This window comes from Niallia laureatilytica (genome assembly GCF_046613985.1).
Classification (GTDB): domain Bacteria; phylum Bacillota; class Bacilli; order Bacillales; family Cytobacillaceae; genus Niallia.
The window spans coordinates 166,091-178,269 of record NZ_JBKKHP010000008.1 but is presented as its reverse complement, the minus strand read 5'-3'; the positions used below and the strand labels follow the sequence as shown (position 1 = coordinate 178,269).

General features: G+C 38.7%; 11 protein-coding genes. 1 reads left to right on the top strand and 10 read right to left on the bottom strand.

The annotated features are described in order from the left end of the window. Positions 1-2: 2 nt before the first annotated feature. The 9 genes from ACLIJJ_RS18840 to abnB form a co-directional block, all read right to left on the bottom strand. Positions 3-674 carry a transaldolase family protein gene (locus tag ACLIJJ_RS18840; protein ID WP_233316333.1) on the bottom strand — a complete coding sequence of 224 codons (672 nt, stop codon included), beginning with the start codon at positions 672-674 and terminating at the stop codon, positions 3-5. A 103-nt stretch (positions 675-777) separates the two neighbouring features. Next, a complete protein-coding gene (locus ACLIJJ_RS18835) occupies positions 778-1,137 on the bottom strand; it encodes a PTS glucitol/sorbitol transporter subunit IIA (RefSeq protein WP_233316332.1) in 360 nt (119 codons plus the stop codon). Positions 1,138-1,197: 60 nt separating this feature from the next. Then, on the bottom strand, positions 1,198-2,199 hold the full coding sequence (srlE, locus tag ACLIJJ_RS18830) for a PTS glucitol/sorbitol transporter subunit IIB (protein ID WP_233316331.1): 1,002 nt from the start codon (positions 2,197-2,199) through the stop codon (positions 1,198-1,200). A 19-nt stretch (positions 2,200-2,218) separates the two neighbouring features. Next, entirely contained in the window at positions 2,219-2,764 is a 546-nt protein-coding gene (gene srlA / locus ACLIJJ_RS18825; RefSeq protein ID WP_233316330.1) for a PTS glucitol/sorbitol transporter subunit IIC, read from the bottom strand. A gap of 21 nt (positions 2,765-2,785) precedes the next feature. After that, positions 2,786-3,229, bottom strand: a complete 444-nt coding sequence (locus ACLIJJ_RS18820; protein ID WP_233316329.1) for a transcriptional regulator GutM — start codon at positions 3,227-3,229, stop codon at positions 2,786-2,788. Positions 3,230-3,278: 49 nt separating this feature from the next. Further along, positions 3,279-5,210 carry a BglG family transcription antiterminator gene (locus ACLIJJ_RS18815; protein ID WP_411411466.1) on the bottom strand — a complete coding sequence of 644 codons (1,932 nt, stop codon included), beginning with the start codon at positions 5,208-5,210 and terminating at the stop codon, positions 3,279-3,281. Between the two features lie 110 nt (positions 5,211-5,320). Next, positions 5,321-6,121, bottom strand: a complete 801-nt coding sequence (locus tag ACLIJJ_RS18810) for an SDR family oxidoreductase (RefSeq protein ID WP_251646390.1) — start codon at positions 6,119-6,121, stop codon at positions 5,321-5,323. Positions 6,122-6,365: 244 nt separating this feature from the next. Next, entirely contained in the window at positions 6,366-7,757 is a 1,392-nt protein-coding gene (gene rlmD, locus ACLIJJ_RS18805) for a 23S rRNA (uracil(1939)-C(5))-methyltransferase RlmD (RefSeq protein WP_192486419.1), read from the bottom strand. A 146-nt stretch (positions 7,758-7,903) separates the two neighbouring features. Then, positions 7,904-10,606, bottom strand: a complete 2,703-nt coding sequence (abnB, locus tag ACLIJJ_RS18800; RefSeq protein WP_282581416.1) for an arabinan endo-1,5-alpha-L-arabinosidase AbnB — start codon at positions 10,604-10,606, stop codon at positions 7,904-7,906. A gap of 334 nt (positions 10,607-10,940) precedes the next feature. Between abnB and ACLIJJ_RS18795 the strand changes: the two genes are divergently transcribed. Continuing rightward, positions 10,941-11,270 (top strand): DUF3139 domain-containing protein, encoded by a 330-nt coding sequence (locus tag ACLIJJ_RS18795; protein ID WP_233316325.1) that lies wholly within the window; start codon positions 10,941-10,943, stop codon positions 11,268-11,270. Between the two features lie 30 nt (positions 11,271-11,300). On the opposite strand, the gene ACLIJJ_RS18790 is transcribed toward ACLIJJ_RS18795, so the two are convergent. Next, positions 11,301-12,116, bottom strand: coding sequence for a DUF1385 domain-containing protein (locus ACLIJJ_RS18790; protein WP_233316324.1), 816 nt, complete (start codon positions 12,114-12,116; stop codon positions 11,301-11,303). Positions 12,117-12,179: the final 63 nt, after the last annotated feature.

The following is a 12,179-nucleotide window of genomic DNA, read 5'->3' as shown; positions in this document are numbered from 1 at the left end:
ACTTAATCCAAAAGGCTTTTATTTCCGTATAATTCATACCATTCTCTACTGAATGTTTCTACATTCTCTTTAATAGATGGAACTTTAAGAAATGCTTCAATAATGTCTGGAGAAGCTGTAACCCCATGTGCTCCTGCTAGGCAAACCTCTAGTACTTGTTGGGTATTTTTAAAACTTGCTGCTAATACTTCACAATTAAAATTAGATTTTACGAATATTTCTACTATATCTTTGACAACTTGGATACCGTTGCCTGTCAAGTTATCAATTCGGTTCACATATGGAGCTACATAGTTTGCACCTGCTTTGGCAGCTAAGTATGCATTTAAGGGAGTATAAACTGTTGTTGCTAATGTCCGAATTCCAATGCCGCTCAACAATTTAATTGCTTTTAAGCCTTCGCTTGTCACAGGTATCTTGATTACTATATTCCCTTGTAATGACTTCTGAATGTACTTTGCTTCTTCCACTATGTTTTCTGCCTTGTCAGCAATTGTTTGCACAAAAAGTTCCTTCTCTACGCCTAGACTGCTTTGGATTTCTTTTAGTAAAGGTAAAAAAGGTTTGCCTTCTTTAACGATAATACTTGGGTTTGTGGTTACGCCGTCAATAGAATAGTATTCAGTAAGCATTTTAATTTTGTTTATGTCTGCAGAATCAATGAATAGTTTCATATTTCCACTCCCTTTAGGAAAAAATAAAATAGCTTAACTTCCGACGACCATTTATCTGATTACCTAGAAATGTTAAGCTATAAACTTTACTGACAAAAAATAATTAATATATTCGGATGATGTCGCCTTGCTTCACATCAGCTATTTCACTGTCTTCTAAATATAGCGTTCCTGGTAATTCTGGATTCTCCGATCCATCAAATTTGAGAGTGATATGTCCTAGGGCTGTCAGGTTTTTTTCCACAGCATCTCCGACCGATGTAATTGTATAGTTTTTATCCCCTAGTTGAAGTGTATCTCCTGCTTTTATTTCATTGTCAATATTATTTACCGTAATGGATAAGCAATAATCAGCAAGTTCTGCTGGTGCATTTTCTCCAAAAAGAATCAACATTTTGTCGCCAAGAAATGCGGATACTGAAGGACCTATTTTATTAATGACTGTTTCATATTTCTTTTGCATGGTTTTTTACTCCTTTTACTCTAAAATTTTTTGTGCTATTCAAACTGTGTTGTTAAATGGTTATTCATAAAGTCCAAAACTAGCAAGCCAAGCGATAAAAACGGTTGGCGCTCCTGTCAAAAACCTGCCATACAGCACAGCCGGCACTCCGACTTCCACTGTCTCAGGCTCTGCCTCAGCTAATCCTAACCCTACGGGAACAAAGTCGGCTGCAGCTTGTGAATTGATTGCAAATAATGCAGGAAGTGCTAAGTGTGGTGGAATATTGCCTTTACCGATTTCTACACCAATTAGCGTTCCTACTACTTGAGCAATAACAGCACCAGGTCCTAAAAATGGTGATAACAGCGGGAAGGAACAAACAAGTGCTATCGCCATCAATCCCCAAACATTACCGATAAATGGTGATAAAATACTTGCAAAAAGATCGCCAATGCCTGTTTCTAAGATAATTCCAATTAGCATGGCAACAAAGGCCATAAATGGAAGGATCGTTTTAATTACGGTATCAATTGCATCTCGGCCTGCTTGATAGAAAACACTTGTGATATTCCCCATTCCCATGCCAACTCTTGCCATTAAACCTTTTGGTTTCTGTTGCTCACTAATTTTTTTGCTGGAATCATATTTATATTCTTTTTCTTCCGTTTTCTCAGCAGGAGTATTCGCTGTGTTTTGCAGCACTTCCCCGTCTGCAAGCTGGATATTATCTTTTTTTACACCTGACACATAGATGTCTTCCGTAATATGTTTCGCCAATGGACCACTTTGACCTGTAGGCATTATATTAATTGTTGGTATGCGTTTTTGCGGGTATAAACCACAACGCAATGTTCCGCCGCAATCAATAATGACACATGCCATTTCTGTTTCAGGAACACTTGTTTTAAAACCATTCACTAATTCACAACCAGTTAATTCAGCAATTTTATCTGCAATATCAGGTTTTTCGCCACCTGTAATATACACAACCTTATTTTTTTCTTCTGTTGGTGTAATGACTAATGGTCCGCCAAATCCGCCTGAACCTTTTGATATTTTAATAGCTTGATATGTTTTCATTTTCCTTCACCACCATTTATTATAGTTTAACAGTATCTTTTAATTTTACATTTTGTTGTTTAGCTACATAGGCTGTCATATAATCTGTGATCCAGCCTCGCAAGAAGTTCGTTACAATCCCAACTAGGAAATAACGAAGAGCTAATTCTGCAGTATCAAAACCTAGTGCCGTAATCCCTGCTGCAACACCTAAGAAAACAAATAATTCTCCTGGGTTAACATGCGGGAATAACCCGTTATGAGTGTGGCATGAATAGGAAGCAGCTGCGTAATAGCTTGGCTTATATTTTTCAGGCAAGAACTTGCCTAATGATAATGTCATTGGATTAGCTAAAATAAATGTACCGATGATCGGTAAGATAAAATAGCGGGTAAATGGGTTTTTCGCAGACTTTCTTGCCAGCTTCTCCACCCTTTCTTCCCCTACCAAACGGACAAGTGCATTCATCGCAACCAGCAGCATGATTAACAAAGGAACAATATCTGTTACCATTCCTATAAATGTCTCGCCCCCATGCCGGAACAAGTCCATAAATTTCTCTGCGCCTTTAATTAAGATATCCATATACTAATCTCTCCTTTTCTGTCAGCTTTTTTTAGGAATTAGATAATCAATCCAGCCTTTTTTAACTCTTAACTCTCCGCCTTTAGAAATAACATCGTAGCTTTTTAAAGCATCTTCTATTGCATACTTTGTTAATTTGTTTATACCTTTATAATCTCCATCTGAAATTTTCAATAGATTTTTCCCTTCAAACCCTTTTAGTTCTCGCACTCGGGAAAAAACCGTAACTCCTTGCATTTTAGCGGCTTTTATAATGTTATTTCGCTTATCAATGGCGAACATAACAACCGTTCCTGCTCTGAACATACCGGTTTTTTTGCCAATAGCTACACGGCCTAAGCGCCTTAATTCACTATACTTCCTATTGAAATGTTTAATTTGTAGAAAACCAAAAATACTTTGTAACAGCCATGCAATACCAATCAATATAATAAATCCTAAAAACATTTCCTTACCCCTTTTCATTAAATTCTCCAGCTGCAAAGATAAACGCTTACAAAATATTGCATAACGATTAACTAAACTTACTAATCTTTTTTAAACATTCTGATACATCCTCATAATTTGCTGCACTAGCTAGCTGGTTTATCACCTTTTCGTCATTTGCTATTCGAATAATTTCATCATAAACACTCACTAGCTGATGTTCGGTCATTTCAGATTGTTGTTCTGGAATGCCTAATAAGAAAATAAGTTTTATATCTTTTCCATCAGAGATTACTGTATCGGGGAAAACTCCTAGTGCCAGCTTAATTTGATCAGATTGATAATTAAAGGTATGTGGTATTGCAATGTAACGATCAAATACCATTGATCCTTTTTTCTCTCTTTCCTTAAGTCGATTTATGAACTCATGATCCAAGTGTCCGGTCTTAACCAGTTCATCCACCATCGTGTATAAGTTATCATGATAATCAACCTTACTATTTAAAAGGAAGAAGCTTTCTTTGCTTATTAAATGATTTAAAATGGATGAATGCGAATTAGAATCAGCCTTTATCCTAAACGCTTGCATATATGCTACTTCGTCTATTTTTCGAGAAATAGCTTGTTCATCAAAGATTTCATTTATCAAAATAACCGGTTTGCTAGTTTGAATAGAAAGTTTTACTGTAGAAAAGATAATATCAAACTCATTTAGAAGTTCTTTTGTTACCTCTGTTTCTGAGAAAAGTTTTAATTCTGTCTCTTTATTGAGGATGCGCTGCAGCTGATTGGAGACTAGCTTAGCTGTTCCTCTTCCTGTTCCACAGATAACTGCTGCTTTTCTAATGCTTTTAACCTTCACTTCACTCTGCGAAATGAACACCCCAAAATAGAAAGCGATGTAACCGAGTTCATCATCTGAAACATCTAAATCATATTCCTTGTTAATGATGTCCCCTGCAATCTTTGCCATTTGAAAAGCTACTGGATACTTTTCTTTGACATCCATTAACATCGGATTTTCTATTCGCAAACCAAACATTAATCGGTTAATCATAAATGTTAAATGATATTGCAAATCGATAAAGAATGATTCATTTTCTTCGATAATATCTTTTTTGAAGCCAATATTTTCGACAATTAACTCTAGTAATCTCTTAATCTCACCTGGTATTGCAATATTTTCTATTGAGCGATTATTTGTTGGCGTCCTTCTCCCCGCGATTGGAATAGTAATGAAAATTATCTCACTTTCCGGGATTGTGATTGGAAGACATTTTTCAATGACGGCGGCAATCTCTAAACCGATTTGATAATCATGCGTATGCTTGAGCTTTAAATGACTGTCCTTTACTTTTTTTAATGGTTGATTTTTCAACAGTCGATCGAGCATTACTATTACAAATTCCATCAATCGCTTTTGTGTACTAGATTCGAAATCGTGGCGGGCAGCAATTGTTGTTATTTCTTCTTCGATGTCTTGATCTAATGGATAGGACCTGTAAATCATTTCAAAGACATTATTGATGATAAAAAAGCGAATATCCAGCTCGACACCATCTAAGCTAATTCCTGTATTTGGTTTACCATGAATTTTAAGATTATAGGCTTCCAACGATACAGAAGCTTTTTTCAATTCATTTACGAGTGTGGTTCGGCTTATATTCATCTCGTAAGCCAGCTCATCTAAAGTGATTATGACCTCATTATTAATAAGCCTTTCAATGATATAAGCTATACGGCGCTTCGATGAATCCATTAAATTTTTTTTAGAGCTGATGTGATTCATTAGAAGGTCAAAGCTAGATTGATCTTGTATGGATAACCAGAAGCCTTTGCCTCTTTTGTTATCAAGACATGCAATGCCCTCTAATTCCTCATTTACCTTCTTGATATAGTTTCGGACAGATCTAGTTCCTACTCCTAAAGCTTCTGCTAAAAACTCTAAAGAGCTATAGTCTCTTTGTTGCGATAATTCTATAATCTGAATTACTTTATCCTCTAATGTAAAGTCAGACATTCTACCACCTCTTTGCTAAATGAATGCCAAAACAGCAGGTTAGAAAAACTTAAAGTGAATGACAGTCAACCTCGTTTTAAACAATCATTAAAGGCATTCTGACTTCACTGTTAACCTCTAGATTTTCCTCCTGAAATATTCAATGTTGTACCCGTGATATAGCTGGAACGATCGGAAGCTAAATAGGTTACCAAATCGCCAATCTCTGTTAGTTTGCCTTCTCTTCCAAGAGGAATGGATTTGCTGTAATCTGTGGATAATCCATCTACAGTAACGCCGCGAGTGTATGCTAACGCTTCATTATAAGCATCTGTTCTTAAACCTGTTGTTTCAATGATACCGGGAGCAATACCAACAACTCGGATATTAAACTTTCCAAGTTCCTTTGCCCATGCACGAGTGAAAGAAATAACGGCACCTTTTGTAGCAGAGTAACAGCTTTGCCCAGCAGAACCTTCTTGACCAGCTTCAGACGAAACGTTAATAATGACACCTTTCTTTTCCTTTAACATTTCCTTAGCAGCAGCTTGAGCAAAAAGATAAGGACCTTTTTGATTTACTGCTACCATAAAGTCAAAATCACCCTCGCTCAATTCATACTCCGGTCTTTCCCCTTTATCATCCACTAACAATCTTGGCAAGTTAACACCAGCATTATTTACTAAGATATCTACAGTGCCAAACATTTCAACTGTTTTAGAAACAGTTTTATCAACACTTTCTTTATTTGTCACATCACATTTTAGAAAATAAGAACCATCTTCTCTAGCTCCTTCTTCTCCATTTAAATCTGCAACTACAACTTTAACTCCATTATTTAAAAGTCCCTTCGTAATTTCCAAACCAATACCAGAGGCACCGCCTGTTACGATCGCAACTTTTCCTTTTAAATTTAACCATGTATCACTCATTAGTAATTCCTCCTCCACATTTGTGTTTTGAAAGCACTTTCTATCACTGATTTCAGTATAGGAGGAATACTAAAATAATTTAATACAGACTTTTTCACACAAAAGTGAAAAAGTCTGTATTATTACTCTGTTTAATTAAATACATGGTTAATTAGGCATTTTGTTAGTGAAACAATACTTAAAATAAACCCTACAATCGCAAATTATTTTACGAAAGCAGGGTCTGATTTGCTTTATGTGATTGTTATTTTAATACGAGCTGTGCCACACATTCAACGTGCGCTGTGTGCGGGAACATGTCCACAGGCTGCAAATACTCTACCTTATAATCCTTGCTCAAATAATCAATATCCTTCGCCAATGTTGATGGGTTGCAGGATACGTAAATAAACTTTTTCGGCTTGACCTTTTTGATGGCGTCAAGCAGCTTACGGTCACAGCCGGTTCTTGGCGGATCGACTACTACTACGTCTGGGCGCCAGCCTTCTTCGACCCATTTTGGAAGCCAGTGCTCAGCTGTGCCGGTTACGTATGTGGCGTTTTTGATGCCGTGTCTATCGGCATTTTTTTGGGCATCGAGAACGGCTGCTTCGATTGTATCCATGCCGCGGACTTCGCTGGCACCGTCTGCAAGCCATAAGCCGATTGTTCCGACTCCGCAATAGGCGTCAGCAATCTTCTCTTTGCCTGTCAGTCTGGCTGCTTTTTTAACTTCGTCGTACAGCTTGACTGTTTGCACTGGATTCAGCTGGAAGAAGGCGCGGGCTGACAGCTCAAAGTTCAAGTCACCGAGTGTTTCCTGGATAACTTCCTCTCCTCTTAGATGAATCGTTTTCTCGCCAAATATTAAGGATGTTTTGTTGCCATTAATGTTTTGCACGAGTGACTTCACTTCAGGCAGACGTTTTTGAATTTCCGCCATAATTTGCTTTTTGCGCGGCACTTCTTTTTGGGTCGTGATTAAGACGACCTGTACTTCTCCTGATTGGAAGCCTGCTCTTGTTACAATGGTACGGACGATGCCTTTTTGGGTCCGTTCATTATAGATTGGCACCTGTAGCTCTTCTAAGATGTTGCGGACTTCTTCTGACACTTTGTTAGTGAGCGGGTGCTGAACCATACAGTTTTGGATTGGCACAAGGCGATGGGAATCAATACCGTAAAGCCCTGCGATCACTTTGCCGTTTTTTTGCTGGCCGATTTGGAATTGGCTTTTGTTACGGTAATTCCATGGGTCTTCCATACCGATTGTCGGACGGATTTCGAGATTTTCAATTTTCAGCTTAGTATGTCTTTCAAGTGATTGAATAACAATATCGCGTTTTTCGCGAAGCTGCTGATCATAAGCCAAATGCTGAAGCTGGCAGCCGCCGCATTGTTCATAAAAAGGACAAGGTGCCTGTACACGGAATGGTGATGCTTTGCGGATTTTTTTGACCTTTGCCTCTGAGAACTTCGGCATAACTTTTGTTGTCTCAACAACAACCTCTTCCCCTGGAAGGGCGCCTGGGACAAAAACGACCTGCCGTTTAAAATAACCGACACCTTCTCCGTTAATTCCGAGCCGCTTAATTGTCAGTGGGAAGGTTTGTCCTAGCTTTATTTTTACCGTGCTTGTTTGTTTAATATCATTCATTCTTTTGCTCCTGTAATTAGGTTCTATTTTTTATTCATTATAATCAGTCTAATCTGCAACCTTTATACTAATACTTCTTTATTCGATAATCTAGTTATCCTGCAAATAAAAATCCCTCAAAATGAATTCTTTGAGGGATTTTTTTCTTATTCTATTCTAGCCCTTTTCTTTTTAAAAAGAAACGCACATGCACCAATCACAATCATGGCAATACCTGCCAGTAAATAATTGAAGGAATTTGTTGCCGTATTAGGCAGTCCATGTCCTTCCCCTTTCACACTGTCCTTCTCACCATCTTCCGTCGTATTACTGCTTCCTTCTTCGTTATCATTCGTGTCATTGCCGCCACTTTCTTGACTGCCGTTATCGTCCGGTTTATCTGTTCCATCTTCTGGACTTGGCGTGCCGTTCTCATCCGGCTTGTCTATTTCTTCTTCATCATCTGGAGCTGGTGTTTCTGGTTCCGCAACTACTGGAATTGTTCCAGTAGTGTAATAGTCCTTAACCGCATCTTCTGTCAAAGCAACAGAATCATACACAAGCACTTCATCCATCAGCCCTTTGAATGGGGTGTCCCAATAATTCACACCTAGAGCGAACAGGGCATTTTTGTCTGTGAAAACATTAAAGAATTCTGTGCCGCTGAATGCTTTTTCGCCATTGATATAAATATTGATTTGTCCGTTATCAACAGTAAAGGCAATATGAGACCATTCATTGACGGGAATTTGTGTGCCTGCATCTGCATCATACCAACCGTCGCTATTCGACCAGATCATGCTGTTATTGCTGACAGCATCATTGCCTTTCGGTACAAAACTAATCCAGTTTGCATCTGTTTTGGCTCCAAAAAACGCAGACGTATAATTAGTAAGCTGCTCAGGGTTCAGCCAGAAGGATACGCTGTATTTATTGCTGGAAATCAGTCCCTTTGGCAATAGTACGCCTGATGCACCGTCAAAAATTGCACCTTGGCCAGTTTTACCTTCTGTGTAAGAAATTGTACCACCTGTGTTAGAAATGAGATTTCCTGTTGGCTGTCCGTCTGCTTGCGTGCCTGTGCTGTCCTTTAAATCGCCTTCAAACGCATAGTGTGCAGCAAGTTTGCCTTGTTCCTCTGGCAAGACCGTAATCTCAAAGGCTTTACTAGCCGTAGCTTCCCCTTTTGTGATTGTTGCCGTCAATGTCACTTTAACAGCCTCTCCATTAGTCGGTCTTGTGACTTTTCCTTCACTTGTGACAACCTCTTCATTGGAGGAGCTCCAGCTAATAACCGCACCGCGCAGCCCTTCTGTTACAAGCTTCAAGTTGCTGATAACCGCTGTTGTATCACCTAAATCAAGACCAGCTTTCACTGCCTCGACTATTTCTTCATCTGATTTACTTTCCGCTTTGCTGCCCCAGACAGATACACCTTCATCTGATGTAGCTGTAAATGTCATTACATTCGATTTCGAAGTTGGGTCCCACTGGCTGACAAACACGCCATTGTATACCTTACCGTCAATCGTCAGCTCTGCTTTATTAGAACCTTGTTCCTTCCACGTACCTGAAACCTGACCGGTAATGCTTCCATCATTGTTCAAACTTATTAAAACAGACTGTTTAATGTCTGCTGAAATATCTTTGCCATGGTTAATAAACTTATAGTCGCCGGATATATCCGCTGCAGCTACATCCTGCAGGCTTTCACCAGCATATTCATATGGAGACACAACAGGCCAAGCCTCGTCGTTCATATACATTTTGTGAACACGAAGTTCATGCTGCTCTCCTCTTTCAGGAAAACGGGTATGGAAAATTAAATATTGTTCATCTGTGCTTTCATCGTAATAAACAGAGTTATGTCCTGGTGAGACATAGCCTGTGCCAATTCCTGTTCCGCTTTCCCCAATCTCTCGTTTGAACAGGTAGCTGCCCATCAGCTTAACGCCATACGGTTCAATTGATTTGTCGTCGAATAATGGCAATGTCGGATCTGCCTTTACATTCGTCATATCATTGCCTGCCGCGTCATAATACGGACCATCTGGAGTTTTTGAACGGACGACCCTCATGTTGTAGCCGCCAGTCGAATCCAATCCTCCAAACGACAAGTACATATAGTAATAATCTGTTTCCTTGCTGTATTGAATATAGGCGCCTTCAATTCTGCTGTGATTGCCGCCAAGAAGCTTTTTCCCATAGCCTTGGCCTGGAAGCTGCTTGCCTGTTACCGGGTCCATTTCAAGGATGAAAATCCCGCCGGAATAGGAGCCATACACCATCCAAAGCTTGCCGTTTTTATCGAAAAACACATCAGGATCAACAGCATTCGGATGCTTTGTCGCATCATAAATCGTGCCGTCCTCGCTTTCCTCATCCCACATGCCTGATTTCAAGATAATGCCAAGATCCTTGTATGGTCCATCTACACTATCAGAAACGGCAACACCAAGTGCTGAACGGGGAGAATCACCTTTACAGGCATTATAGTACATATAATATTTTCCATCCTCAAGCTGGATAACATCTGCCGCCCAGAGTGTATCGGACTCTGCCCAATCAAATGTTTCCTTCAGCTCTTCTAAAACATTCTCAAACAGAGGATTTTCTGCAGACACAGTGGAGGAGACTTGCTCCCATTGCATAAAATCCTTCGTTTTTGCAGAGGCAAGATGAGAACCGAAAACATAAAACTCCCCATCTGCCTCAATAACAGAAGGGTCATGAACAGAAGCCCTTTTAAAGACCGGCTCTGTGGCAGCCTTAACTACTGCTGAATTTGTGCTTAAAAGAAAAAACTGCGGAATTACGAGAACAACTGCCAAGAAAAACATCAAAAACCTTCGAGATCCATTCCTTTTCATTGTGAATTCCTCCCTGCCGTGTCAGCTTTGTTGAGTAGCATTTATACTTGTCCATTTAAGCCAATACGGTTTCTCTATTATTGCTACGAAAGCTTATCCCCTCTTGCTTTAGCTCTATTATGTAAACACTTTCATAACTTTGATTATCGTATTACACATATACGTACGTGTCAATATATCAATTATAATTGTTCGTACATATTTACGAATAAAACAAGGAACTTATACGAATGAATTATCAAGAAAACACCTTTTTCTTTAGGTTTTTTTACCATTAAATAGACAATCTAACAATAAAAGAGTAAAATTACACTAAAATGGAGGTGTTGTAATATTGGCTAAAAATTTATTTGTTTTTTTAGTTTCGCTTGTAATAATCGGATTTTCGGTCTACCTATATGGAGAATTATACGGATTTTCTTGGATGGAAAAAAAGTCTGAAACAGCTGTGTTGCAATATTTAGAGGCTAACGGAGAACTTGAGGAAAACATCAAAAAAATAGAACCGTGGTATGATGAAAAATCAGGTCATTATTACGTCACTGTCGTATTTAAAGATGAAAAGGGTTTAAACTATGAATTTATATATAGACATAAAGAAGCAATCTTTATTAATACGTATGATAACAGCAACAATGAATATGAAGGCAAGCATCTTCAATAAAAAAACAGCTCATTTGAGCTGTTTTCATTTTTATTTAGCTGGATGAAACACTATTTCAGTTCCCTTCTTAGCGGCTTCCTCTTTGTCCATGCTTTCTTGGAGTGCAGCCATTTTCTTTAGTGACTGAATAGCTGTTTCAAGATGTTCTGCGGCAGGTTTCGTTGTGAAAAGAAGGTACTGCAGACCATATCCGATAAAATAAATCGGTCTCAACAGCTTCTTCACATGCTTGTTTCGGATGATGTACAGCTCATATGCAAGTGCCAGTACAACGAAAAGCACAACAATACCGTCGATTTGATTAGAATAGGGAATAAGCCAAACCGTTACACTGAAGAGCGCAATAAAAATGACAAGATTCAAATGGCAGTCTTCGCTGATGCGGGACTGGCTTTGCACATTTTTTAATGTAAGGTCTTCTCTTCTATTAAAACAGTTGGCTGCCATATGTTCGGCAGCATGGTACTTTCCGAGCGGTGTGAGCTTGTAGATCAGTAAGTATAAAATTATAAGTAGTATAACTGCTGTTTCGATCTCTGCTGCACTTAAACCTCCGATTGACCAGCTTCCTTTGGACATGACAAAAAGAAACGTAAACCCAAAAGCTAATATAGACAAAAACGACTTCCATGTATCAAGGAATGATGTGATGAAAAACCACATACCTCTGACTATCGGCACTCTTTTTAAATATTTATCGATATCAAAGTCATCTATATCCTCTTCTTCCCTCCCCTTTATTTGGTGGGTTGTCGTAATCTTGCCATCTTTTCGGATTGATTTAACACTAACATTTTTTGAATGAAACTTTACGCCATTAAAAAGCGCTTTTCCTCCATAGTTCATAAATGTCTCCATTTTTCACAAGATTTTTTTCTCTTCCTTTATATAATATATTCCCGAATTGCA